At 63.3% G+C, this 25,406-nt stretch carries 25 protein-coding genes and 1 tRNA gene; 18 read left to right on the top strand and 8 right to left on the bottom strand.

Annotated features, from left to right (window positions below; all coding sequences use genetic code 11):
* Positions 1-30 precede the first annotated feature (30 nt).
* From VDP82_RS00315 to VDP82_RS00285, 7 genes are all read left to right on the top strand, one after another.
* Positions 31-114, top strand: a tRNA-Leu gene (locus VDP82_RS00315).
* Between the two features lie 187 nt (positions 115-301).
* On the top strand, positions 302-1,516 hold the full coding sequence (locus VDP82_RS00310) for a tyrosine-type recombinase/integrase (RefSeq protein WP_323012833.1): 1,215 nt from the start codon (positions 302-304) through the stop codon (positions 1,514-1,516).
* Positions 1,517-1,561: 45 nt separating this feature from the next.
* On the top strand, positions 1,562-2,185 hold the full coding sequence (locus VDP82_RS00305) for a hypothetical protein (protein WP_323012832.1): 624 nt from the start codon (positions 1,562-1,564) through the stop codon (positions 2,183-2,185).
* Positions 2,186-2,277: 92 nt separating this feature from the next.
* Positions 2,278-2,484, top strand: coding sequence for a helix-turn-helix transcriptional regulator (locus VDP82_RS00300; RefSeq protein ID WP_323012831.1), 207 nt, complete (start codon positions 2,278-2,280; stop codon positions 2,482-2,484).
* 1 nt (position 2,485) lies between these two features.
* Positions 2,486-2,959: a helix-turn-helix domain-containing protein gene (locus VDP82_RS00295; protein WP_323012830.1), complete on the top strand. Its 474-nt coding sequence runs from the start codon at positions 2,486-2,488 to the stop codon at positions 2,957-2,959.
* Between the two features lie 6 nt (positions 2,960-2,965).
* On the top strand, positions 2,966-4,072 hold the full coding sequence (locus tag VDP82_RS00290) for a tyrosine-type recombinase/integrase (protein WP_323012829.1): 1,107 nt from the start codon (positions 2,966-2,968) through the stop codon (positions 4,070-4,072).
* Positions 4,073-4,416: 344 nt separating this feature from the next.
* Positions 4,417-5,145, top strand: a complete 729-nt coding sequence (locus VDP82_RS00285; RefSeq protein WP_323012828.1) for a hypothetical protein — start codon at positions 4,417-4,419, stop codon at positions 5,143-5,145.
* 257 nt (positions 5,146-5,402) lie between these two features.
* Here VDP82_RS00285 and VDP82_RS00280 read toward each other — a convergent pair whose 3' ends face one another.
* Positions 5,403-5,630 carry a sulfurtransferase TusA family protein gene (locus VDP82_RS00280; protein WP_323012827.1) on the bottom strand — a complete coding sequence of 76 codons (228 nt, stop codon included), beginning with the start codon at positions 5,628-5,630 and terminating at the stop codon, positions 5,403-5,405.
* A complete protein-coding gene (locus VDP82_RS00275; RefSeq protein ID WP_323012826.1) occupies positions 5,620-6,105 on the bottom strand; it encodes a CAP domain-containing protein in 486 nt (161 codons plus the stop codon). Before VDP82_RS00275 ends, VDP82_RS00280 begins: the two co-directional genes overlap by 11 nt.
* Positions 6,106-6,363: 258 nt before the next feature.
* On the opposite strand from VDP82_RS00275, the gene VDP82_RS00270 reads away from it, so the two are divergent.
* A complete protein-coding gene (locus VDP82_RS00270) occupies positions 6,364-7,623 on the top strand; it encodes a Glu/Leu/Phe/Val dehydrogenase (protein WP_323012825.1) in 1,260 nt (419 codons plus the stop codon).
* Here the strand turns inward: VDP82_RS00270 and VDP82_RS00265 are convergent.
* Positions 7,604-9,235: a family 43 glycosylhydrolase gene (locus VDP82_RS00265; RefSeq protein ID WP_323012824.1), complete on the bottom strand. Its 1,632-nt coding sequence runs from the start codon at positions 9,233-9,235 to the stop codon at positions 7,604-7,606. The genes VDP82_RS00270 and VDP82_RS00265 overlap by 20 nt on opposite strands.
* 113 nt (positions 9,236-9,348) lie before the next feature.
* On the opposite strand from VDP82_RS00265, the gene VDP82_RS00260 reads away from it, so the two are divergent.
* The 10 genes from VDP82_RS00260 to VDP82_RS00215 all read left to right on the top strand — a co-directional run bounded on the left by VDP82_RS00260 (position 9,349) and on the right by VDP82_RS00215 (position 20,138).
* Positions 9,349-10,497, top strand: coding sequence for a mandelate racemase family protein (locus tag VDP82_RS00260; protein WP_323012823.1), 1,149 nt, complete (start codon positions 9,349-9,351; stop codon positions 10,495-10,497).
* 100 nt (positions 10,498-10,597) lie between these two features.
* Complete coding sequence (locus VDP82_RS00255) at positions 10,598-12,202, top strand: ABC transporter substrate-binding protein (RefSeq protein WP_323012822.1); 1,605 nt, start codon at positions 10,598-10,600, stop codon at positions 12,200-12,202.
* Between the two features lie 92 nt (positions 12,203-12,294).
* Positions 12,295-13,323, top strand: a complete 1,029-nt coding sequence (locus VDP82_RS00250) for an ABC transporter permease (protein WP_323012821.1) — start codon at positions 12,295-12,297, stop codon at positions 13,321-13,323.
* A complete protein-coding gene (locus tag VDP82_RS00245) occupies positions 13,320-14,237 on the top strand; it encodes an ABC transporter permease (RefSeq protein WP_323012820.1) in 918 nt (305 codons plus the stop codon). The genes VDP82_RS00250 and VDP82_RS00245 overlap by 4 nt, the downstream gene beginning before the upstream one ends.
* The gene (locus VDP82_RS00240; protein ID WP_416347055.1) at positions 14,212-15,096 is read left to right on the top strand and encodes an ABC transporter ATP-binding protein; all 885 of its coding nucleotides are present in this window, start codon (positions 14,212-14,214) and stop codon (positions 15,094-15,096) included. The genes VDP82_RS00245 and VDP82_RS00240 overlap by 26 nt, the downstream gene beginning before the upstream one ends.
* Positions 15,093-15,878: an ABC transporter ATP-binding protein gene (locus VDP82_RS00235; RefSeq protein WP_323012819.1), complete on the top strand. Its 786-nt coding sequence runs from the start codon at positions 15,093-15,095 to the stop codon at positions 15,876-15,878. Before VDP82_RS00240 ends, VDP82_RS00235 begins: the two co-directional genes overlap by 4 nt.
* Positions 15,879-15,896: 18 nt before the next feature.
* A complete protein-coding gene (locus tag VDP82_RS00230) occupies positions 15,897-16,955 on the top strand; it encodes an Ldh family oxidoreductase (protein WP_323012818.1) in 1,059 nt (352 codons plus the stop codon).
* Positions 16,952-17,773, top strand: coding sequence for an NAD(P)-dependent oxidoreductase (locus tag VDP82_RS00225; RefSeq protein WP_323012817.1), 822 nt, complete (start codon positions 16,952-16,954; stop codon positions 17,771-17,773). The genes VDP82_RS00230 and VDP82_RS00225 overlap by 4 nt, the downstream gene beginning before the upstream one ends.
* Positions 17,770-18,771, top strand: coding sequence for a lactonase family protein (locus tag VDP82_RS00220; protein WP_323012816.1), 1,002 nt, complete (start codon positions 17,770-17,772; stop codon positions 18,769-18,771). The genes VDP82_RS00225 and VDP82_RS00220 overlap by 4 nt, the downstream gene beginning before the upstream one ends.
* Entirely contained in the window at positions 18,768-20,138 is a 1,371-nt protein-coding gene (locus VDP82_RS00215; RefSeq protein ID WP_323012815.1) for an MFS transporter, read from the top strand. The genes VDP82_RS00220 and VDP82_RS00215 overlap by 4 nt, the downstream gene beginning before the upstream one ends.
* Before the next feature lie 66 nt (positions 20,139-20,204).
* On the opposite strand, the gene VDP82_RS00210 is transcribed toward VDP82_RS00215, so the two are convergent.
* From VDP82_RS00210 to VDP82_RS00190, 5 genes are all read right to left on the bottom strand, one after another.
* On the bottom strand, positions 20,205-21,077 hold the full coding sequence (locus tag VDP82_RS00210) for an amidohydrolase family protein (protein ID WP_323012849.1): 873 nt from the start codon (positions 21,075-21,077) through the stop codon (positions 20,205-20,207).
* Entirely contained in the window at positions 21,077-22,213 is a 1,137-nt protein-coding gene (locus tag VDP82_RS00205; protein WP_323012814.1) for a mandelate racemase/muconate lactonizing enzyme family protein, read from the bottom strand. The genes VDP82_RS00210 and VDP82_RS00205 overlap by 1 nt, the downstream gene beginning before the upstream one ends.
* Complete coding sequence (gene kdgD / locus VDP82_RS00200; RefSeq protein WP_323012813.1) at positions 22,210-23,118, bottom strand: 5-dehydro-4-deoxyglucarate dehydratase; 909 nt, start codon at positions 23,116-23,118, stop codon at positions 22,210-22,212. Before kdgD ends, VDP82_RS00205 begins: the two co-directional genes overlap by 4 nt.
* Positions 23,119-23,202: 84 nt before the next feature.
* On the bottom strand, positions 23,203-23,919 hold the full coding sequence (locus tag VDP82_RS00195; RefSeq protein ID WP_323012812.1) for a FadR/GntR family transcriptional regulator: 717 nt from the start codon (positions 23,917-23,919) through the stop codon (positions 23,203-23,205).
* 204 nt (positions 23,920-24,123) lie between these two features.
* On the bottom strand, positions 24,124-25,406 hold a 1,283-nt coding region (locus tag VDP82_RS00190; RefSeq protein WP_323012811.1), incomplete at its 5' end, for a hypothetical protein.

Raw genomic sequence — 25,406 nt, 5'->3', positions numbered from 1 at the left:
AAGGCGAGCTGGGCTAGAGACCTTGCCCGTGCCCCTCTGGCGGAATGGTAGACGCAGAGGACTCAAAATCCTCCGCCGCGAGGCGTGCCGGTTCGAGTCCGGCGGGGGGCACCAAACTCTCTTTCAGTAGTGTCCGGTTAAGTCCAAGGAATTCGGCGAAATAGCTGGATTTCAGGGACTTATGTAGCGTGCGTGGCCAAGGATGTCCGAGACGGTTTGTTGGCATCCAGCGATTTTGTTGGTATCTTTGTTGGTATTTCCTTGATGCACCAGCATAGTCGCAAGCGCCGGATACCAACAAATGCCGCTAACCGACACGCAGATAAAGGCTTTTCGGCCTGCCGAGATACCAACAAAGCGCAGCGATGGCGGTGGGCTTCACCTTCTTATTACGCCGAAGGGTAGCAAGCTGTGGCGTTGGTCCTACCGTTTCGGTGGCAAGCAGAAGTCACTGGCATTTGGCGCTTACCCGGTGGTCTCTCTCAGCGATGCGCGCCAGAAGCGTGAAACGGCGAAGAAACTCCTAGCCGCCGGTATTGATCCCGGACAACAGGCGAAACAGGACAAGGCCCAGCGCCTTGCGACCAATGCCAACACCTTTGAGGCCATCGCCGACGAATTTCTGGCTAAGGTTGAAAGAGAAGGAAAGGCCGAGGCCACGCTGGTCAAGAAACGGTGGCTGCTGGGCATGGCAAAGGCCGATCTCACTGGCCGGCCGTTGGCCGAAATCAGCGCCGCCGAGATACTGGTGCCGCTTCGCAAGGTGGAAGCTCAGGGCAACTACGAAACCGCGCGCCGGCTACGCGCAGCCATTGGACAAGTGTTTCGCTATGCAATTGCCACCGCCAGGGCCGAGAATGATCCGACGTTCGCCTTGCGCGGCGCCTTGACATCCCCAGTTGTTACCCATCGCGCCGCCTTGGTGGACAAGAAGGCATTTGGGGGCTTGTTGCGTGCCGTCTGGGCCTATGCGGGAACGGCGGAGACGCGGGCAGCGCTGCAACTCATCGCGCTGCTTTACCCGCGACCCGGTGAATTGCGGCAAGCAGAGTGGGGAGAATTTGATCTCGACGGCGGCGTCTGGACGATTCCGGCAAAGCGCATGAAAATGCGGCGCGAGCACAAGAAGCCGCTACCGGCGGCGGCTATCACCATCCTTTGCGACCTGCACAAGCTGACAGGGCAAGGCCGGTTGTTGTTTCCTTCCGTGCAATCGACATTGCGGCCGATGAGCGAGAATACGCTGAATTCGGCGTTGCGTCGCATGGGCTTTTCCAGCACCGAAGCCAGCGCGCACGGCTTTCGCGCCACCGCCTCGACCTTGCTGAACGAAAGTGGCAAATGGCAGGCCGATGCCATCGAGGCCGAGCTGGCACATGTCGGCGCGGACGAGGTGCGTCGCGCCTATCATCGGGCCGCCTATTGGGACGAGCGCGTCAAGATGGCGGAATGGTGGGCTGGTGAAATTGCCCGATTGCGCGACAGCACGATTGCGATCTTGCCTCATGGTGGCTAGACGGTGCTATCTTCGCGCTATGGCGGTGGGTAGCATGGGGGAACCTTGCATCAAATATCGCAAAAGGAACTTTTTGACTACTGGAGCAAGGCAGCGTTCTGGCATCTGGATGAGGCAGCCGCACTACTGCTTGGCGTGAATCCCGTTCTGATTGCTTCGCGTCATCGACTGGAAGTGCAACTTGATCCTGCTTTGTGGCAACGTTGGAAAGACCTTCGGGAACTTCTGTCGCGGGCGTTAACGGCTCAACAAATTGATTTGAAACTAGGACCGGGTGGCATTCTCGTCTGGGCGAAGCGCATGGGGATCGCTTATCCGGATTATCTCGAAGAATCCGTTTTGCGCCATGGTCATAAGCTGGTGGATTGGAAGGCCGAGGCAGAATCGCTCCGTGCCGAACTTGACGTTTTGAAAAACGGTACAATCAAACAACCGCCAGCGCCCAAAGAAATACATGCGCGTGTACGCGAAAGCTTGCTCAAATTGATTATCGGAATGGCAATCGGAGGCTACGGTTACGATCCGAAGGTTAGCCGAAGCCCGACGGCGAAGGATATTGCCAGCGACCTTGAACTGCACGGCGTCTCGCTCGATGAGGACACGGTGCGCAAATATCTCGCCGAAGCGAAGGAACTGCTGCCCGGCGATGAGGCCGAGCAAAAACGTTGAAACCGAATTCGGTTAGGCCGAAACCGAACTCGGCCACCGACTGAAGCGTCCTTCCTAGAACCGCCTCATACGCAACAGTACGAGGCGGCACCATGTCGAATCAACCAGAACTTCCCGCAACCGGCTTTATCCGGCTTTCTTCCATCCTCGCACCCGCCGGGCCGATCCCGGTATCGAAATCGACCTGGTGGGCCGGCATCAAGGACGGGCGCTTCCCGAGGCCGGTCAAACTTGGGCCGCGCATCACCGCATGGCGTGTCGAGGACATTCGTGCGCTGATCGAAAATGGAGCGGCCTAGCATGGCCGGCCACCGGTTCGATCGGCGCAGGATCAAGCGCCATCACAGCTACACGATAGACGAGGCTGCGCGCGCCATTGGCGCGGCCAGAGCTACGGTGAGTCGCTGGCTTACCAAGGGCCTGCCGGCGATCCGCGACCGTAAGCCGTACCTGATCCTGGGCGACGACCTAGCCGCCTTTATGGCGGGCCGCGCGCAGCCGAAACGCACCTGCCCGCCCGGCACCTGCTATTGTGTCAAATGTCGCGAGGCGCGCCGGCCTGCCGGCAACATGGCCGAATTCATCGCCATCAATGCCCATTCCGGCAATTTGAGCGCATTGTGCCCGGAATGCGGCAGCCTCATGCATCGGCGCACCTCCTTTAAACAGTTGGAAGCAATCCGCGCAATTCTCGACGTGACAATCGTGGAGCGCCAGCCACGTCTAAACGATAGCGGGCACCTCTCCACGAATGAGCACTTTAAGAAGGACTGAACATCCATGCGCAAACACCACCCCGAAAATGAGCGCACCAAGCGGCGCTATGTCGAATACCTGAAACACGCAAGGCAGCTTTCCGAAGCCAGCATCGACCAGACGGTCGCCGCCATCGCCGATTTCGAGGCCGTGACTGGCTGGCGCGATTTCAGAAAGTTCCGCATCGAACTGGCGCAGAAATACAAGCGCGAGCTTGGCGGGCGGACCAACCCCAAAACCGGCAGGCCGCTTTCCAAAGCGACGGTTTCGTCGCGGCTGATGGCGCTGAAAGGCTTTTTCGAGTGGCTGGCCGGCCAGCCGGGCTTTCGCTCGAAACTCACCTATTCCGACGCAGAGTATTTCCGCCCGTCGGCCAATGACGAACGCATTGCCAAGGCCGTGCGCGAAAAGCCGGTTGCCAGCGTGGAAGATATTCGCAAGGTGCTGGCCGCCTTGCCGGACGGCACCGACATCGAGAAACGCGATAGGGCGCTGATTGCCTTTGCACTGCTTTCCGGCGCACGCGACAACGCCATTGCTTCACTTTCGCTCAAGCATGTCGATCTCGACCGCCATACTGTGTTTCAGGACGCGCGCGATGTGCGCACCAAGAACCGCAAGACCTTTACGACATGGTTTTTCCCGGTGGGCGATGATATTGAGCAAATTGTCGTGGATTGGTGCGCGCTTCTCAAAGAACGCGGCTTCGGCCCGGACGATCCGCTTTTCCCGGCAACGGCGGTGGCGCTGGGCGACAACGGTTTCGAGGCCGTTGGGCTGGCGCGAACGCATTGGAAGGACGCGGCGGCAATCCGGCGAATTTTCAAGGCGGCCTTTGCACGTGCCGGCTTGCCCTATGTCAATCCGCACAGTATCCGCAACACGCTGGTCATGCTGGGCGAGCGCCTGTGCGACACGCCAGAAGACTTCAAGGCGTGGAGCCAGAATCTCGGCCACGAGCATGTGCTGACTACCTTTACCAGCTACGGCGCGGTGTCCGGCCATCGTCAGGCACAAATCTTCGACCAGCTTCGCGCCCGGCGGGACTCGCTGGCATCTTCCAATCCCGACGACCTCGACGACGAAACAATCGCTAAAGTAGTGGCCCGTCTGACTAGAAAGGTTACCTGAACGCAGGCGGTATGGCTTTTCCTTGTTGCAAGCTGTTTTACCAAACCGCCACGCAGGAACACAGGATCGCCTCGACGACCCATCGCAGCGGCCACCCGGTTGCGCAGTCAGCACAGGATGCTTGGACCACAGGAAGGGCTCCAGTAACGCCCTTTCGCTATCGGTCAATTCGTTTGCAAACCAGCCCCGCGCCGGTTCACTGTGTGCGAGTGGTGTCGCTCACATCGCTGATTTCCTTCGGTTTGTCGCAAAGCCGCCGAATCAACGATATGGGCGCACGCTAAGCCAAACCTGCTGATATCGCTTAATTTCAGATTAGGCTTTCAGAAATATTGATAGCACACATGGAAAATTATCTAGAATACAAGATGGTTCTGATTGAAGAGCCAGAGAGTACGCTGCATCCATCTTGGTCCATCTCAGAAATAAGGCAAGACGGCGCAGCAATGTCCTATGTCCCTTGGGGTTGGAACTTGTCATTTTCCGCAGTGGAAATTGAACTTATAGATCACCTGAAAATACTGGAGGCGACTGATCGCCGAGCCGGTCGAATGCGCCAAGATGGTGAAAATTCAAAGCGCCGCAGTATAAGAGCAAAGTTAAGGCCGAGCGGTAACACTGTATTTAAAATGTTTGGGACGGATAGGATTGTAGAAATATTCGGACTTTCAATTGAGTGCCTGGCTTCAGATGAGGACGTTGAGGAATGTGTGGCGTATGGTTGGGTGAGCTATGACTATAGCTATGCCTTCGTTGTCAAAGGAACTGACCCCGATACTGTCGGGTTCACGTTAATGGTGAGGCCGTCAACATTTGAGCGATTTGCCAAGCGGATCGTCGAAGGGAGCGTCGATACGATAAGTCTAGTGGTAGGAATAGTTGACGGGTTCTACGCGACATGGTCGCCGGTTGACGTGCGCACTAGTGAAGTAAAGGTCCTGGCGCGAGGTAAAGAGCAGGTTATCGAGGATCCCACCGGTTCCGGGATTGAACCGCCCCGTCTTGGTAAAATCTATGACGCAAACATTTATTTCATCGCAAAGCGCGAATTGCCGGTGAGAGGGGCGTGCTGAGTGATGAAACGAGGCCGCACCTTTTGTTTGCAACTCCTCGGCGTCCTTCTGCTGACAAGGCGAAGCTGCCGAACTACGTGACATAGACGCAGCACGTCGACTCATATGCTATTACTGGAAAACTGCCGCACTGAAATTAAGACGGATTCCAGTTTGTTGGTCTTTTTGTTGGTATCTTTAAAAATTGCGCCAAAAATATTTAATGATTCCAATTATGTAGACCGTCAGTTTGATGCCGGCGGGGGCACCATTTTTCCCTAACCCTTGACGATTTCGAAGCGCGTGGCTCCGTCCGCCTCGGCATGGGTGCAGCCATGGCCGTTCTGGCGGCAATAAAGGGGAATATCGATCCGCGCCATCGGGTCGGTGGCGAGGATGACCAGCGTCGCCCCGGCGGGGAGGGACGCCAGCCGCTTTTCCATGCGCAGCACCGGCAGCGGGCATTTCAGCCCGCGCGCGTCCAGCGTTTCAAAATCAGTCGGCAAGGATCAGCACCCAGTGGATGCCATAGGCGGAGCCGGGATTGAAGGCGACGCCGACGCCGGCCTTGGCCGCGCTGGCGCGCAGGCCCGCCGCGTCGGCACTGTTGTTGCGCCAGCCGGAAAAGGTTTCGGCGAAGGTAGCATAGCCGGCGCTCAGCTTCATCACCTTGAGCCCCTGCGGGGTGGAGGGGGGATTGCCGGTCTGGGCATATTGATTGGCCAGCGCCTGGGCCGAGCCGTCGAGCGCGGAATCATGGGCGAGCGGGGCGACGCCCGAGGCGGCGCGGTAGGCATTGACCAGATCGATGGCCTGGGCCCGGTCGAGCGATGCATTGGGCTGGTCCATGCGGGCGGACAGGCCGGGCGAGAGCGCGCCGGGCGCGTTGGCGATGCCGCCCATGCTGCAACCAGCCAGCATCAGCCCGGCCAGAACGGCGGCCGGTACCAGGGAAAGGGGGGAGAGGGAAAGACGGCGCATGAACTGATCCCGGAAGGAAATGGTGCCGCCCCATAGGCGGCGAGCAAGGCCAAAAGATGGTTGGCGCGCAGGAGCATAACGGGGCGGCCCTGACACGGGCTTAACGGGCCGGCGTTTTCCGCCGGGGATCGGCAAGGGGTTGCCGTCTCCCTGCCACGATTGTTTTCGGCAATCATGCGGCTCCCTCTGGTATCGCCGGCGCAGACCGCGCAAGCTGGGCATGCGCCGGAGCGCGGCGCGCGAGGCAGGAGGATTTGAATGTCGATTTATACCGGTCCGGTTTTCGAGATGTGCAGGAACCAGTTTCTCCAGATTGCCGATCATCTGCAGATCGGCCCGGATGAGCGGGACCGGTTGCTCTATCCCAAGCGGGCCATCGCGGTATCCTGCCCCATTCATCGCCTCGACGGATCGGTGACGCTCTATCAGGGCTATCGCGTGCAGCATCATCTGAGCATCGGGCCGACCAAGGGTGGCACGCGCTTTGCCGCCAATCTCGACCTGGGAGAGGTGGCGGCGCTGGCGGTGTGGATGAGCTGGAAATGCGCGCTGGCCGGCCTGCCCTATGGCGGGGCCAAGGGCGGGGTGGCGGTCGATCCGGCCTCGCTGCACCCCCAGGAGCTGGAGGCGCTGGCGCGCCGTTACATGCAGGAGATGATTCCCTTTGTCGGGCCGCATACCGACGTCATGGCGCCCGATATCGGCACCAATGAGCAGGTGATGGCCTGGTTCATGGATACATATTCCATGTATCAGGGCCGCACGGTGACCGAGATCGTCACCGGCAAGCCGGTGGGCTCGGGCGGCACCGAGGGGCGGCGGGAGGCCACCGGGCTGGGCGTGGTCCATCTCATCGGCCGGGCCCTCGAAAAGCTGGGCCAGGATTTTTCCGGGCGCAGCGTCATCGTGCAGGGCATGGGCAATGTCGGCGGCGTGGCGGCGCTGGAACTGCATCGGCGCGGGGCGCGCATCATCGGAGCGGGCGACCACACCGCCTCCTATTACGATCCCAAGGGGCTCGATGTGGAGGCCTTGCTGGCCCATCAGGGCAAGCATCGCGTATTGGCGGGGTTCTCGGAGGAACTGGCCATTCCGTCCGAGCAGTTGCTTGAGCAGCCCTGCGACGTGCTGGTGCCGGCGGCGGTGGAACGGGTCATCAACGGGGAAAATGCCGGCCGGATTCGCTGCCGCATCCTGGCCGAGGCCGCCAATGGACCGACCACGCCCGAAGCCGACAAGGTGCTGGCCGAGCGCGGCGACGAGATTTTCGTCATTCCGGACATTCTGTGCAATTCGGGTGGGGTGATCGTGAGCTATTTCGAATGGGTGCAGGATTTGCAGCAATTGTTCTGGCATCGTGGCGAGGTGCTCAGCCGGCTGCATGCGCTGCTGGACAGGGCCTTCGAGGAAGTGACCAGCCGGGCCGCGCGCGAGGGTATTTCCAACCGCATGGCGGCCATGGCCATCGGCGTGCAGAAAGTGCGAGACGCCAAGCGCATCAGGGGGCTCTTCCCTTGAGGGCGGGTCCATCGACGGGGGCCTCGCAGGCAAGGGCACGGTAGGTAAAGTTTCGAAAAATGGCCTCTCCGGTTCCGGCGGCGTAAAGGGCAGGGCGCAGGGCGTGGAAGCCGTTGCGGACATTGTGGTGATAGCCCGAAACTTCCATGCCGCGATCGAAACGCGCCCAGTTCAGGCCATCGCCCGAGGTGTATAGGCTGACGTTATGCCGATCGTTGCGGAGACGAATGAAGAGCTGGCGGCCGTAAGCGTGCGCCAGCCTTGCGCGGCTCTGCCCATATTGATGGGTGATGAAGTGGTCCTGTGTGGCGCCCAGGCCGCAATAAAGCTGATGGTCGTAGAATAAAAGCAGCCCGGCGCAGCAATCGGGGCTGAGCTCGATCTGGCATTCAATTTCATAGGCCAGATCGCCGGCAACCAGGGTAAGTGGCGAGGAATCGGCCGGGCTGGCGCCGCGGCCCTGAAGCACGAGGGCGCGATCCCCGACCTTGAGGCGGGATTTTTCGTCGGGCGCTGGATTGAAAAAGCTCCATTGCACGCCGTAGCGATCTTCGGCGAAGTTATCAGACAGCGGCAGGCCTGGATGCCCGGGGCTCGCCGGCAGCGGCGCAAGCAGGGGGGTCGAAAGATCGCCGCCGCCAAATTCCGGCCAGCCATCGTCGGACCAGCTCACCGGCGCCAGAAGCGTCTGGCGCCCAAGCGTCCAGAAGCCGTTCTCATAGCCGTGATAAAGCGCCCAATATTGCCCGTCCGGGGTGGATACGAGCGTGGCATGGCCGCGCGACCACCATTTCTCCGCCAGAGATCGGGTGCGAACCACTGGATTGCGGGGGTGGTTCTGCCAAGGGCCGTGGATGGAGCGTGCACGGGCCACGATCACCATGTGGCCGGTGGGCGGACCGGCGGTGCCGCCCACGGCCGAGACAAGATAGAAATACTCCCCGCGCCGCGTGACCTTGGGCCCTTCCTGGGCATAGGCTTCGACGTCCCAGTCTTCCGGATAGCGCCAGCCATCATAAACGTGTTCGACCGCGCCCAGGGTGGAGAGCCCGTCGGGGCTGAGGCGGACGCGATCTCCCTTGGAGAGGAACAGCCAGCGCGATCCGTCCTCGCCCACGGCGTGGCCGGGATCGATATGTCCTGTCAGATGCAGATCGATCGGATCGGACCAGGGACCGGCTATGTCATCGGCCCAGATGACCCAATTGGTGGAGCGGCTGCCCGGCGCGGCATTGGCCTTGGTGGGAAAATAGATGAAATAGCGCCCCTCATGCCTGACCAGTTCGGGGGCCCAGACCGAGCCGATATTGCGCGTCAGCGCCGCGTTCAGTGGGCGCCAGCTGAGCAGATCGCGCGAATGCCAGATCAAGAGCCCGGGATAGGTCTCGAAGCTGGAGAAGGTCATGTAGAAATCGTCGCCGTCCCGCAGGATGGACGGGTCCGGATGGTCCCCCGCCAGGATGGGATTGAGAAAGGTGCCATCCTGCAGATCGGCTTTGCGCTGGCCCTCCGGACCCTTCGCCCATGTCTTCCTGGGGTGATCGTCCATGCCCTGCATCTCCATCACGATTGTGCCGGCGTCCCACCGGGCGGCGAGACGAGGATTGCACATAGTCCTTCGAAATGTCATATATCTTTTCAATGCAGGTATACAGCTTTCTCGCTCCCGCCACGTCAAAGGGCGATACCCGCCATTGCCACCATCGTCGCGGAGGACCGGCGCGCATGAAAATCGTGGACGTTACGGTAACGAAATTCACCCACAAGAGCCGCAAGCATCAGGATAGCCACGGCCATTCTCATCCAGGCCCGGAAAAAGACGCCGTGCAGGCGCTGCTGACCGTCCGGACCGATGAAGGACATGAGGGCTACGCCTTCCAGAATCCCGACGCGCTGCGCCCGGCCATCGTGGATAAATATCTGCGCCCGGTGGCTATTGGCGAGGATGGCTTTGCCCGTGAACGCATCTGGCAAAATCTGGAGCGCCGGCAGCGCGGCAGCGGCGGGCATTTTGCCGACCGCACCCTGGGCGCGCTCGACCAGGCGCTATGGGACCTGGCCGGCCGGGCGCTGGGCGTGCCGGTCTATAAGCTGCTCGGCGCCTATCGCGACAAGATCCCCGCCTATGGCAGCATCATGTGCGGCGACCAGCTTGAAGGCGGGCTGGCGACGCCGGATGATTATGGCCGCTTCGCCAAGACGTTGGTGGCGCGGGGCTATAAGGCGATCAAGCTTCACACCTGGTTTCCGCCCATTCCCGGCGCGCCCGACCCGCGCCGCGACGTAGAGGCCTGCGCGGCGGTGCGCGACGCCGTCGGCCCGGATATCGCCCTGATGCTGGATGGCTATCATTGGTATAGCCGCACCGACGCCCTCTTTATCGGACGGGAGCTGGAAAAGCTGAATTTCCTCTGGATCGAGGAGCCCATGGATGAGGCCAGCCCCTCAGCCTATGCCTGGCTCTCCCGCAATCTTGACATTCCGGTGCTGGGGCCGGAATCGGCGCCCGGAAAATACCGGACCCGCGCCGAATGGGTGCGGGCCGAAGCCAGCGACATCCTGCGGGCGGGGGTGTTGAATTCAGCCGGCCTGTCGCCGCTGATGAAATCGGCGCATCTGGCCGAGGCGCATGGGATGAACTGCGAAATCCACGGCAATGGCGCCGCCAATCTGGCCGCCTGTCTCGCCATTCCCAATTGCGACTGGTACGAGCGCGGCCTGCTCCATCCCTTCCTCGACTATGACGCCGTGCCCGAATACCTGAACAGCCCCACCGATCCAATGGATTCGGACGGCTACGTGCATGGTTCGCAGCGGCCCGGCCTAGGCGAGGACATCAATTTCGACTACATCGCCGCGCACAAGGTGGCCTGACAGCAACGCGCTTTTCCGATAAACCTATATTACATATTGCCAGGGTTTGCTGGATTGATGTAGAAACCTGTATGGTAACTATCGGGAGGATTTCACCATCATGAAATTTCAGAACACGCTTCGCATCCTGGCGCTGGCGACGCTGCTGTCCAGCACCACCCTGGCCACACAGGCCGAAACGCCGGTCGACCAGCTGGTCGTGGGCCTGAGCATGGTCAGCATGCTTTCGCTCGATCCCTCCGCCATGAGCGGGCGCGAGTCGGTGGAAATCAACAGCAATATCTACGACTCGCTGATCGAGGCCGACCCGGTGGAGGCCGGCGTCTTCCACCCGCGCCTGGCGGAAAGCTGGGAGCTGAGCGAAGATCGCAACACCATCACCTTCCATCTGCGCAAGGACGCTAAATTCCATTCGGGTAATCCGGTGACGGCCGAGGACTTCCTCTGGTCGATGCAGCGCGCCTTCGCCCTGGGCATTGGCGGCTCGAACATCCGCGTCTTTGGCTATAATGAAGATAATATCGCCGAGATGGTCACGGCGCCCGACCCGTATACCGTCGTCGTGCGCCTGCCCAAGCCGAACGATCCCAACCTCATTCTCGGGGTCATTGCGGGTGCAGGCGTGGCCATGGTGATCGACAGCAAGCTCGCCATGGAGCATGTGGTCGACAATGATTTCGGCCAGGGGTGGCTGACCACCAACAGCGCCGGCTCGGGCCCGTACCGGCTCAATCGCTGGCAGGCCAACGACATCGTGATCCTCGATCGTGTCGACGACCACTGGGGTGGCCAGGCCGAACTCAAGCGCCTGATCTTCCGGCACATGCCTGAATCCCAGTCCAAGCGTCTGGCGTTGCAGAGCGGGGACATCGATATCGCCACCGGCATGTCCGTGGCCGATATCCAGGCATTGCAGGCCAATGCCGATCTCATCACGGCCGAAGTGCCCAGCGGCAACGTCTATTACGTGGCGATGAGCCTCAAGGACGAGAAATATGCCAACGACAAGGTGCGCCTCGCGATCCGCCATCTCATAGACTATGAGGGCATCAACGAGACCATCCTGCCTTTCTACGGCACCTTCCACCAGCGTCCGATTCCGAAGGGCCTGCCCGGCGCGCTGCCGGATCCCGAATACAAGCTCGATCCGGACTATGCCAAGCAGTTGCTGACCGAAGCCGGCTATCCCGAAGGCTTCTCCACCACCATTCGCGTGCTGGCGGAATCGCCTTTCGTGAACATCGCCACGGCGTTGCAGGCTACCCTGGCCCAGGCCGGCATCGCGGCCGAGATCATCACCGGCAATGGCGACCAGGTCTATGGCGCCATGCGCGAGCGCAATTTCGAAATCATCGTCGGAGCCGGGGGCGACCGCAACGGCTCGCATCCCTATACCAGCCTGCTTTCGCTGGTCTACAACAACGACAATAGCGATGAAGCCAAGCTCTATACACTGCAAGCCTGGCGCACCTCGTTCCAGAGCGTTGAGATCAACGAGTTGCTGGACGCGGCCCTGCTCGAGCCCGACGCCGATCAGCAGCGCGCCATGTATGAAGACATCCAGCTCAAGTTCGAGGAGTCCGTGCCGCCGTTGCAGGTCATCTCGCAGCTCTACAGCACGGTGGTCTATCAGGACGACCTGGTGAACTTCGTCTCACACCCCTACCAGAACACGCGCTATCGCGACGTCGTCAAGCAGCGCTGAGGCGCTCTTGCAACTCCGGTCGAGGGGGCGCGCTGCTCCCTCGATCCGCTGGCGGAACGGCTTCCGTCGGCCTCTATCCGAAAGGCCAAACCATGTCGCAGTATCGTCGCGCGAAAGTCATGGGCTTCCTGCAATCGGCCGGCTCCGTCGCCATCACGCTGTTCCTTTTGGTCACACTGACCTTTTTTCTCGGCCAGGTGATGCCGGTGGACGTGGTGTCCAAGCTGGTCGGGCCGGATGCCGATTTCCAGACTTATGAGGCAGTGCGCCAGCGCCTCGGGCTCGATGAGCCGCTCTACGTGCAGTTCGGCCTCTATGTCGGGCGCATCCTGACCGGCGATTTCGGAACGGCGCTGCTGACCGGCCATCGCGTCATCGACGATATCCTGCGCGTTTTTCCCGCTACCATCGAGCTGGGGACGCTTGCGCTGCTGATCGGCGCCGGTATCGGCATTCCGCTCGGCGTCCTGGCCGCCGTGCGCCGCGACCGGATGAGCGACCACATCATTCGCATCGTGACATTGCTGGGCCATTCGGTGCCGATCTTCTGGCTCGGCATGATGGGCCTGCTGGTTTTTTACTCCCAGCTCGGCCTTGTCGGCGGTTCGGGACGCGTCGCCGTCTTCTACGAGGGCCTGGTGCCCACCGTTACCGGCATGCTGCTGATCGATTCGCTGCTGGCCGGGGACATGGAAGTGTTCGGCAGCGCCATACGTCATATTATCCTGCCGGCATCGGTGTTGGGTTATGCCTCCATGGCTTCGCTCTGCCGGCTGACGCGAAGCTTCATGATCGACCAGCTCGGCCAGGAATATGTGATTTCAGCCCGGGTGAAGGGCCTCTCCACCTGGCAGGTGGTCTGGGGGCATGCCTTCCCCAATATCAGGGTGCAGCTGCTCACTGTGGTGGCGCTGACCTATGGCTCGATGCTGGAAGGGGCTCTGCTCATCGAGACCATCTTCGCCTGGCCCGGCTTCGGCCAGTATCTCACCAACAACCTGCTTCTGGGCGACATGAACGCCATCATGGTCTGCGTGCTGCTGGTGGGGGTGGTCTTCATCACTCTCAACCTCATCGCCGACTTCCTCTACACCATCTTCGATCCCAGGACGTCCCGATGAGTTCCGAACCGACGGCCGCCCCAGCGCCCAAGCAGCCTTTCCTGACGCGCGAAGCGCGCTCGCCACGGGAGGCCATCCTGCAGCGCCTGGGCATCGGCGCGCTGACCTTTCTGGGCAATCGCCTCGCCATGGTCGGGCTGGCCATTATCGTGCTGCTGGTGGTTCTCGCCATCTTCGCGCCGTTGATCGCCACCCATGATCCCAATCTGCAAAATCTGCGCGGCGCGCGGCTGCCGCCTTCGGCGACGAATTTTTTCGGCACCGACGAATATGGCCGGGATATCTTCAGCCGTATCGTGCATGGCGCGCGCATCACGCTCTATATCGTGGGGCTGGTGACGGTGACGGTAGGGCCGATCGGGCTGATCGTCGGGGCCATTTCCGGCTATTTCGGCGGCTTCGTCGATACGATCGTCATGCGCATCACCGATCTGTTCCTGGCGTTTCCCAGCCTCATCCTGACGCTGGCTTTCGTGGCCGTGCTCGGCCCCGGTCTCGAACAGGCGGTGCTGGCCATCGCGCTCACGGGCTGGCCGGCGATGGCGCGCCTGGCGCGCGCCGAAACGCTCACCATCCGCTCCACCGACTACATTGCCGCCGCCAAGCTGCAAGGGGCCTCGTCCTGGCACATCATCTTCCATTCGGTGATCCCGATGTGCCTGCCGTCGGTGATCGTGCGCCTTACGCTCAACATGGCCGGCATCATCCTCACCGCGGCCGGCCTGGGCTTTCTCGGCCTGGGCGCGCAGCCGCCGACCCCCGAATGGGGGGCCATGACCTCGACCGGGCGGGCCTACATGCTCGACAGCTGGTGGATGGTCACCTTCCCCGGCCTGGCGATCATGATCGTCAGCCTGGCCTTCAACCTCTTCGGAGACGGATTGCGCGATGTCCTCGACCCCAAAAGCAACTGACCCGTCCGCTCCGCTCTTCCAGGTGGAGGACCTCTGGGTGCGCTACCGCATGCGCTACACCAGCTTCGAGGCGGTGCGGGGCGTGTCGTTCAACCTGGGTCGCGAAAAACTCGCCATCGTGGGGGAATCGGGCTCGGGAAAGTCCACCGTCGGCAGGGCCCTGCTGAAGCTGCTGGCCGGCAATGCCGAGATCACCGCCAGCCGGCTGCAATTCGGCGAGGTCGATATCGCCCATGCCGATGAAAAGACCATGCAGACCATTCGCGGCGCCCGGGTGTCCATGATCCTGCAGGATCCCAAATTCTCGCTCAACCCCGTCATTCCGGTGGGTGAGCAGATCGCCGAGGCCTATCGGGTGCACCAGAAGGTGTCGCGGCAGGAAGCCAAGGCGCGCACGCTCGACATGCTGGCTGCGGTGCAGATCCGCTCGCCCGAGCGCGTGTTCGGGCAATATGCGCACCAGGTTTCCGGCGGCATGGGCCAGCGCATCATGATCGCCATGATGCTCATCTCCAATCCCGAGGTGATCATCGCCGACGAGCCGACATCGGCTCTGGATGTCACCGTAAGATTGCAGGTGCTTGCCATCCTCGACGATCTGGTGCGCCAGCGCGGCATGGGGCTGATCTTCATCAGCCATGATCTCAACCTCGTTCGCTCCTTCTGCGATCGCGTCATCATCATGTATGGCGGGCAGATCATGGAGACGGTGGCGGCGGCCGATCTCGACAATGTGCAGCACCCCTATAGCCGGGGCCTGCTCAATGCGCTGCCTTCGCTCGAGCATCGCCGGCCACGCCTGCCGGTGATGCAGCGCGATCCGAGCTGGTCCCGGCTCCAGAAGGAAATCACCCCATGATCTCGGTGCAGAATCTCGATCTGGCCTTCCAGACGGCGGCCGAGGAGCACAAGGTGCTCAACGCCATCAATTTCGAGGTGGCGCCGGGCGAGGTGTTCGGCCTGGTGGGCGAATCCGGTTCGGGAAAATCGACCGTTCTGCGCTGCATCGCCGGGCTCTATCGTCATTGGACCGGCGGCATTTCCGTCGACGGACAATCTGTCGCCGGCCGGCTGACCAAGGCGCATCACCGCAAGATCCAGATGGTGTTTCAGGACCCCTACGGGTCGCTCCATCCCAAGCATACGGTCAACACAACGCTGGCGGCGCCCCTGCGCATCCATAGCATCGGCGACATCGACCGGCGCATTGTCGAGGTGCTCGGCCAGGTGGGACTGCCGACCGCGGCGCGCTTCCGCTATCCGCATCAATTGTCGGGCGGCCAGCGCCAGCGCGTCGCCATTGCCCGGGCGCTGATCCTGGAACCCAGCGTGCTGCTGCTGGACGAGCCGACATCGGCCCTCGACGTTTCGGTGCAGGCGGAGATCCTCAACCTGCTGGCCGATGTGCGGCGCGCCCGCAACCTCACCTATATCATGGTCAGCCATGACCTGGCCGTGGTGGCGCATCTGTGCGACCGGGTGGGGGTGATGCAGCAGGGCCGGATCGAGGAAGTGCTCGAGGTGCCGACGCTGCTCGCCGGCGAGGCGCGGACCGACTACACGCGCATCCTGTTCGAGGCCAGCCGCCGCTATGACCGCTCCATGGCGTCAAGCCTTGCAGGCGCCGCCAAGACCGCCTGATATTTTGAGGACATCACCATGACTTCTGCCCGTTTCGTCGCGGATGACCTTGTCGATTTTGCCCGTGCCGCCCTGATGGCCTCGGGCCTGCCCGGCCAGTTTGCCGCAGACGTGGCCAGGCTTCTGGTCGAGGGTGACCTCATGGGCCACTCCACCCATGGGCTGGCGCTGCTGCCCGCCTATCTCAGCGCGCTGGAGGCAGGCGGAATGGCGCGCGCGGGCAGCTTCGAGGTGCTCAAGGACAAGGACGCCACGGCTCTTTGGGATGGGCACTTCCTGCCCGGCCCCTGGCTCATTTCCCAAGGGTTTGCTCTGGGCATCGAGCGGGCGCGGCGGCTGGGCACCTTTACCCTCTCCATTCGCCGCAGTCATCATACGGCGAGCCTTGTCGCCTATCTCAAGCCGGTGACCGATGCGGGGCTGATCGGCATCGTCTCGGTGTCCGACCCGACCGAGCGCTGCGTCGCGCCGGCCGGCGGCAAGAGGCCGCTGCATTCGACCAATCCCATCGCCTTCGGCCTTCCCACCGACGACAAGCCGATCCTGGTCGATATCAGCACCTCCTCGACCACCAATGGCATGGTGAAGCGCCTTGCCGGGACGGGAGAGCGCTTTGCCCATGATTGGCTGGTTTCGGCCGACGGCGTGGCCGGTGGCGACCCGCAGGTGCGCTTCACCGATCCCCCCGGCGCCATCCTGCCGCTGGGGGGCGTGGATAATGGCCATAAGGGCTTTGGCCTGGGCATTCTCACCGAGGCGCTGACGCATGGCTTGTCCGGTCAGGGCCGCGTGCTGGAGCCCCGGGGGTGGCAGGCCAATGTGTTCCTGCAGGTGCTCGATCCGGAATTCTTCTCCGGGGCGGATGTCCTGCGGCGCGAGCTCAGCTATTTTGCCCAGAGCGCCCATGCGGTTCCAGCCATCGATCCGGCCCGGCCGGTGCGCCTGCCGGGCGAAAGAGGTCTGGCCCTGCGCGAGCGGCAATTGCGCGAGGGTGTCGCGCTTTCCACGCTTATCACTGATGCGCTGGTGCCGTGGGCACAAAAGCACGGATTGCACTTGAAGGGGCTTGGGGCGTGAGCGGGCCCCGCATTCTGCTGACCGGGGCCGCCGGCGGCATCGGAACACTGCTGCGCCGGACTTTGGCGCGCAAAGGCGAAATCCTGCGCCTGAACGATATCGCGCCCATGGGCGCGGCGGGCCCCGGCGAGGAAATGATGCAGGGGGATCTGGCCGATGCCGACTTCACCCACGCGCTTTGCCGCGATGTCGATGCCATCGTGCATATGGCGGGCAATCGCAAGGAAAGTCCGTGGGAACGCCTGATCGGACCCAATCTGATCGCCGCCACCAATTTGTGGGAAGCGGCGCGGGTCAATGGTGTCAAGCGCATCGTCTTCGGCAGTTCCAACCATGTGGTGGGCATGTATCCGGCGGGAGAAATTCTCGATGAGCGCGACCTGCCACGCCCCGATTCCCGCTATGCCGTGACCAAGATCTTCGTCGAGGGGCTGGGAAGCCTTTATGCCGACAAGTATGGCATCAAAGGCTTCCTCATCCGCATCGGCAGCTATGAGCCGAAGCCGAGCAGCCTGCGCGCGCTCTCCACCTGGATTTCGCCGCGCGACCTGACTGCCATCGTTCGGGTGGGACTGGATGCCGATTATCACTGCGAAACGGTGTTCGGCATTTCCCGCAACACCAGGGCCTGGTGCGATAATGCCCGCGCCATTGCGCTGGGCTACGATCCGCAGGACGACGCCGAGGATTATCTGGCTGAGATCGACCCCGAGGCGGGCCCTGCCGGTATGGTTGCCGCGTCCCTCCAGGGCGGGGGCTCGGCGGCCAAGGAATTTGCCGGCGATCTCGACATGTTGCGGCGGCGCGGGCGCCGATGAGAAGGCATCTCCTGATCGTCTGCAATTCGCGCAGCGCCAATCTGTCCTTGCATGAGTTCGATCTCCCCAGCCGCAGTATCTTGCCGCGCGGCGTGCTCGATCTGCCGGTGCCGCCCGGCGAGGCCAATGCCGCGTCCATGGCGCTCAATGCCGATGGAACACGGCTTTATCTGGCCTGGCGCGGCAGCCGCAAGGAAGTACTGACATTCGCGTTGGCGGCTGATCGGGCGGCGCTGTCTCTCCTGGGACGACTGCCCCTGGATGACGATATCTGCTTCCTGCATTTCGATGCGGAGCGGCGCCAATTGCTCGCCGCAGCGGGGCAAGATGTGCTTGCCCTGCCGCTGGACGAAAAAGGTCTGCCGCATCTGCGCGCGCGCTGCGCCGTGGGGCCGATGGCCCATGGGATCATCGCGCTGGGCGCGGGGCGAATGCTGGCCTCGTCCTGTCGCGGCGATGTGCTTGGCGTCGTCGGTCAGACCGACACGGGAGAGCTTGAGGTGGTGCAGGCCATCGCGCAGCCGCCGGGCAGCGGACCGAGGCATTTGTGCCGGGCTCCTGACGGGCGGCACGCCTATCTCGTCAGCCAGGAGAGCGGCGAGGTGGTGACGCTGGATATTGGTCCGGAAAGGGTCGCCAGCGTGCAGCGGCTGCCTCTGGTGGTCGACCAGAAGGCTGGCTTTGCGCCCATGGGCGGCGATATCGGGATCACCCCGGATGGGCGTTTCGTGCTGGCGACCGAGCGCCGGTCGAACCGGTTGGTAGCGTTTGCCGTGGCGCCGGAGACGGGCCTGCTGACGCGGCTGGGCTGGGTGCCGACGCCGGACTATCCCCGTGCGCTCGCCATCGATCCTGGCGGCGCCTTCGTGACGGTGCTCGGATTTCGGGGGCATCGGGGCTGCATCTTCGTCGTCGAGACCGATGGCACTCTTACGCAAGCGGCGGATTTCGGCACGGCAGAGCGACCGAGCTGGGCGTTGTCCCTGCCGCTTCCATGACGGGTCGCACCGGCCCGAGACGGGCGCTGCTGCTGGTCCTGTCGGTAGCGATGTTCATGGAGCAGATGGATTCCTCGGCCCTGGCGACGGTGCTGCCGGCCATTGCGGGTGATTTCGGCATCGAGCCGATGCCGCTCAAGCTGGCCCTGACCGCCTATATCGTGGCGGTGGCCATGTTCATTCCCATCAGCGGCTGGCTGGCCGACCGCTTCGGGGCGCGGCGGGTTTTCGTGCTTTCCATGCTGGCTTTCATGGCGGGATCGGTGACTTGTGCGCTGGCGCATGATCTTGCGACCCTGGTGGCGGCGCGGTTCCTGCAGGGAACGGGAGCGGCGGCGATGACGCCGGTGGCGCGGCTGATCATCGTGCGCAGCGTGTCCCGGGAGGAACTGGTCGAGGCGATGTCGCGCTGGGCGCTGCCGTCGATGATCGCGCCGGTGGTGGGGCCGTTGATCGGCGGATTTTTTGCCACTTATGCCAGCTGGCACTGGATCTTCTGGATCAACCTACCCATTGGAATTGCTGGCATAATCGCCTCGAAACTGGTCATCCCGGATATGAGGGCCGAGACGCCGGCGCCGCTCGATGGAATCGGCTTTGGCCTGTTGGCGCTGTGCTTTCCGGCACTGATTTTCGGCATGTCGGTGCTGAACCTGCCGCTGGTTCCGGGCTGGCTGGGAGCAGGGTTGATCGGCATGGGGATCGTTTTGGGCTGGGCCTATATCGACCGGGCCGGGCGGCTGGTGCATCCGCTGCTCGATCCGGGGCTTTTCCGCAATGGAGCGTTCCGCGTTTCGAGCATCGGCAGCGCCATCTTCCGGTTCAGCACCGGGGCGACGCATTTCCTTATCCCCTTGATGTTGCAGCTCGGTTTCGGCCTCAGCCCCATGCAATCGGGGCTTCTGACCTTCGCCGGAGCCATTGGAGCAGCGGCCTCCAAGTTGATCGTGAGCCGGGTTTTTCACCTGTTCGGCTTCGCGATCGTGCTTTGGGTGACGGCGTGGCTGGCGGCGGCGTTGCAGGGCGGCATGGGGCTGTTGCAACCGGGGGTGGAGCCGCTGGTGATCGTGGCCTTCATGGCGGCGGGCGGGCTGGTGCGGGCGACGTTCTTTTCCGGAATCCAGGCGCTGGGCTATGCCACGCTGAGCAATGACCGGGTGGCGGACGTTTCGATTTTATCGACTGTTTTCAATAACTTGTCGATTGCCTGCGGCATCGCCGCGGCGGGCATGGCGCTCGATATGCTGGGCGGAGCGGGGCCGGCCCTGGGGGACTATCAGCAGGCGCTGATCGTGCTCGGCGGGGTGGGAGCGCTGGCCTCGGCGGCGCTGATCGGCCTGCCGCGAAACCTGGGGCGCAGGTCGTGACTTTTGAGGGGTATCGGCTAACAGATTGTTAGCATCGAGCCTCACCGCAGGGCCGCAAAAGCAGCCCTAATGCGACCAGGATGAGAAGCCGAACAGCGCCTGGGGATTATCGACCAGCGCCAGGCGCCGCTCCCGCTCGGAGGGGAACCAGGACAGCACGGTATCGGTGAGGGCGGCGTCGTCGGGATAGTCGGCGGTGACCCTGGCGGCATTGTGCGGCCAGTTGGTGCCCCAGATGATCCGCTCGGGCGCATAGGCGGCGATCAGCCGGGCGATGGCGGCGATATCCCCGTAGTCGGGACCGCCGCTGCGGCTCGATTCGTAGCAGCCGGCAAACTTGAACCAGCACTTGCCGGTATCGATGAGACGCTTAACGGCGTCGACCTGCGGGCTGTCGGGGGCGATGCCGGAGAAGAACTTGCCGTGGTGGTCGAGCACGAAGCGGCTTTTCAGCGCCAGCAATTGCGGCATGCGGTCGAGAATATGGGTGCCGTCGAACTGCACGGCCAGCATCCAGCCGAAGGCATGGGCGCGCGCATCGACATCGGCAAGGCCGGCAAGGCCAACGGCGCCGCCGGGCAGGTCCATGATGCGGGCGCCGACAATGCCCGCGTCGCAGAGGCGCCGCATCTCGGCATCGGGGGTGTCGCCGGCGATGACGGCAACACCGCGCGCGACATCGCCCATGGCGGCGATGCAGGCCAGAAGACAGGCATTGTCGAACTGATGGGCATTGCCCTGGGTGACGACGACCCGGTCGATGCCGAGCCAGGCCATGGTCCGGCGATAATCGTCGGGCGTGGGCAGGGGATCGACGGGCAGGCCCGGGCCGCCGGGCAGGGCGGGGAAGCCGGGCAGATACATATGCATCTGGGTATCGATGGTGCCGCGCGGCAGGACGGTGCGGGGCCGGGGGCCGGTATAGGTGCGCTCGATCATCATGCGGGCTCGGGTGCGAAATGGATGAGGGCGTCGCGGTCGATCTCGATGCCGAGGCCGGGGCCATCGGGAATGGAAAGAACGCCGGCGACCGGCTCAAGCGGGGTTTTCACCACCGCCTGGCGGAAGGGGTTGTCGGTGCGGTCGAATTCGAGAATGGGCTCGATGGGCCGGCGGCGCACCGGGTCGGGCACCATGCCGGCCATGAATTGCAGCGCGGCGGCAATCTGCACGGCGGTGCCCCAGACATGGGGCACGACCCGCACGCCATGCAGGCTGGCGAGGTCGGCAATGCGGCGGGCCTCGGTGAAGCCGCCGCAGCCGCCGAGATCGGGTTGTATGATGTCTATGGCGCGCTGCTCGATGGGCGCGCGCATGCCCCAGCGGGTATGCCAGGTTTCGCCGGCCGCCAGCGGAATGGGTTGCCCCGCGCGCACGGCGCGATAGGCGTCGAGCTGTTCAGGCGCCACCGGCTCCTCGAACCAGGCGATGTCATAGGCGGCGGCCTTGCGGCCGACGGCAATGGCCTCGATGGCGTCGTAGCCGTGATTGGCATCGATCATCAGGCCCATATCGGGGCCGATGGCCTGGCGAACGGCAGCGATGACGCGCAAATCCTCTTCCGGCTCGAAGCCGATCTTGACCTTGGTGGCGTGAAAGCCCTCGGCGCGGTAGCGGGCGGCCTGGGCGGCGGCGTCGGCGACGCGGTCGATGCCGTCCTGCTTGAAAAAGCCGGTGGCATAGGCGCGCACGGAGTTGCGGAAGCGGCCGCCGAGCAGGGCGGAAATGGGCATGCCGAAATGCTTGCCCTTGATATCCCACAGGGCGATGTCGATGCCGGACAGGGCGGTGACGGTGAGGCCGCGCTGCCCCTGGTCGCGCAGGCCGTTGTAAAGCTCGGCCCAGAGTTTTTCGGTTTCAAGCGGATCGCGGCCCAGCAGGAAGGGGCGGTAGGCGGCGACGATGGCGGCGTTGGGCCCCGCCGGGCCGAGGCACTCGCCCCAGCCCGTGGTGCCGTCGTCGCAGACGATCTCGACCAGTACGTGCCGCCTGGTATCGAAGCGCATGGATGCGCTTTCGAAGGCCCGGTCGAGCCGGTGTTCCAGGAGATGCGTGCGGATCTCGACTATTTTCATCTTTTATGGGTGCCGATGAGGTTGAGAAGGATGGCTTCTTCTTCCCCCGTCAGATCGGAGAGCGGGCTGCGCACCGGGCCGGCATCGAAGCCTTGCAAACGCACGCCGGCCTTGACGGCCGCAACCGCATAGCCCTTGCGGCGCGAGCGCAGGGCCATGAAGGGATAGAAGAATTCGGTGAGGATGCGCTCGCAATTGGCGCGATCGCCGCCGCGCAGCGATTTGTAGAACTCCACCGCCAAAGTGGGGACGAAGTTGAAGACGGCCGAGGAATAGGTGGTGAAACCGGCGGCCAGATAGGCTTCGGCAAAAAGCTCGGCAGTGGGCATGCCGCCCAGATAGGTCAGGCGGTCGCCCATGGTGGCGGTGATCTGTCGGACAAGACCGATATCGCCCGAGCCGTCCTTGAAGCCGACCAGATTGGGGCAGACCTCGCAGAGCCGCGCCAGCGTATCGGGCAGGATGATGGAATTGTCGCGGTTATAGACCATGACGCCGATGCCGATGGACTGGCAAACCTGTCGCACATGTTCGTAGAGCCCTTCCTGGGGCGCATCGATCAGGTAGTGGGGCAGCAGCAGGATGCCATCGGCGCCGGCCTTTTCGGCGGCTTTGGCGATGGAAATGGCGACTTCGGTGCCGTAGCCGCAGCCCGAAACGATGGCGGCGCGGCCATTGGCGGCCTCCTTGGCAGCGGCGACGATGGCGGGGATTTCCTCGGGGCTGAGGGAGAAGAATTCCCCGGTGCCGCCGGCGGCAAACAGCGTGGCGGCCTCGAAGCCGGAGAGCCAGTCGACGTGACGGCGATAGGATTCGGCATTGAACTGGCCGGCGGCGTCGAAATGGGTGACCGGGAAGGAGAGCAGTCCGGCTCCCAGATTGTGTTTGAGCGTTGAGACGTCCATCGGGCTAGTCCTTCTTGTCGAACGAGGGGTTCAACTTTCGGAATACAAACCTGCCTGATTAATGTCAATAGCTGTATGATATCTCTATCCGTCCCCTCGCAGGAGGGCGCGGTAGCGCCGCTGGCTGCCGATCAGGTGGTCATGCATGGCCTGGCGCGCGATCTCGCTTTCCCGGTTGGAAATGGCGGTGACGATGCGGTCGTGCTCCTGGTGGATCTGGGTGAGATATTCGGGGGCGGGGGGCGTGGGCAGGTTGGCGCGCGGAATGGCGTTGGGCCCGATCAGCTGCATGAATTCGGAAAAGCGCGAATTATTGGTGGCCCCGGCAATGGCCTTGTGCAGGGCGAAATCCGCCGTGGTGGTGGACAGGCCCGCCTCGATGCAGCGCTGCACCTCGTGGTGGCGCTCGAAAATCTCTTCTTCCTGGGCCGGGGAGCGGCGAATGGCGGCCAGGGCCGCCGCCTCCGATTCCACCGCGGCGCGCAATTCGATGAGCTCGACGATGGAGGAAATGCGCGCGTGATCAATGCCCTGGAAGGGGCGGGCGGGGCTTGCCGCCGGCTCCAGGATGAAGACCCCGGCGCCGCGGCGGGGCTCGACCAGGCCATCGGCGCGCAGGGCGGCGATGGCTTCGCGCACCACGGTGCGGCTCACCCCATAGGTTTCGGCGATGCGCGCCTCGCTGGGCAGCTTGTCGCCCGGCTTGAGGGCATCGGCAACGATCATCTCCCGCAACTGGCTGGAGACCTGGGCCACCAGGGTCGTGCCCCTATCCTGATTTCCAGGCGCCAAATTCGTCATGAACCTTCCCCGATCACAGGCTGGCGGCCGCGTGTCGAGGCCGCCGAGCAGAGTTATTTTGCAGCAGGTTAACTTGTATGATTTGTCAGGGCAATGTGTACGTCTATTCGCGCGGGCAGGATAGGCCGGCAGAGGGGAAGAATCCGCCGGCCCGGCGGCGCCGCGCCGAGAACGCGGCCGGCGGCGCCGGTCTTGCGCCCGGCGCTACAGGAAAAAGGCGTCGTCCAGCGCCGTTTCGGCAGCGGGTTCCTCGGGCGCCGTCCCGAACATCGCGTCGTGAATGCGGCGCTCCGCGTCCATGGTATAGCGCTTGCGCTGGTCATCCAGCATGCCGGCAACGGCCTGCGGGGGCGGCCCCGACCTGTCGGGGCACGCCGCCACCAGGCGCAGGCCCAGATCGCGCATGGTTTCGGAAATGCCGGCCTGGCTGGTGAAGGTTGCCGCCGCCTTGCCCAGCAGGCCGATAACCTGGGGACCATCGCGACCGAGCGTCTCCATCGCCTGGGCCAGGCCCTTGTCCACCGCCTGGAGCAAAACCAAGGCGGCCGTGGCTTCGTGTTCAAGCTGGCCGATCCGGCCGGCGGCATCGCCATTGGCGGCCGCGCCGAAGGATTGCGCCAGGCGGGCGGCCTCGTGCAGGCCGGCCATGGCGGCTTCGGCGGCGGCGACGGTTTCCCCGGTCAGCTCGCGCAACTGGCTGGCGATGACGTTGAGCGCGGCGCCGCGCGGGCCGAGCTGGGCGCATTTGACCGCGGCATTGAGGCTGACAAGGCGCATATTGGCCTCGATCTCCTGCACGGCCTCGACATGGCCCAGCAAGGCGCCGACCGTGGCCAGGACGGCGCCGGCGACGCGTTCGAGCTTGCCGCGCTCGGTCTCACAGTCGCGCAGCACCGTTGCGGCATGGCGGACCGATTGGCTGAGCGTGGCCAGCGACGACATGTTGCCCTGGCCGTAAATCTGGCGGCTGCGCTCCATGATGCCGCGCGCATCGGCGGCCAGGCTGCGCAGCGCCTCGCCGGCCTCGGCCACGTCGCTTTCAAAGGCGTCGGTCGCGGCCGAGAGCTGGGCCCCTTGCAGCCCGCCCAGAATGGCGAGCGCCGGCGGGCGGTCGGCTTCGTTCAGGCTTTGCGATTCGATCAGCCCGCACAGCGCGGCAAGGCCGGCCTCCACATGCTCAATGCGCTGGCGGGTGGCGTCGCCAACCTGCAAGGCCATGACGGCGCTGGCGATGCGCCCCACGATCTGGCGCGAGACGCGGCCGGTTTCGGCGCTGCTCTCGACCGAGACGGCGCGCTGGCGGGCCAGCTCGGCCAGGGCATCGCCCATGGTGTCGGCCAGCTCGCCCAGCGTATCGGCATGCAGGCTCTCGAACTGCCCGCGCTGGCGGGCCGCATGCTCCACATCGCCGGTCAGCTGCCGATAGGCGGCGGTGAATTGCTGGATGGTGGAATTGGCGCTTTCGGAAAGCTGGGCGATATCGGTGG

Source organism: Devosia sp. (assembly GCF_034675085.1).
GTDB lineage: Bacteria > Pseudomonadota > Alphaproteobacteria > Rhizobiales > Devosiaceae > Devosia.
The sequence above is the reverse complement of the archived record's forward strand: the minus strand, read 5'-3'. Positions and strand labels throughout refer to the sequence as shown.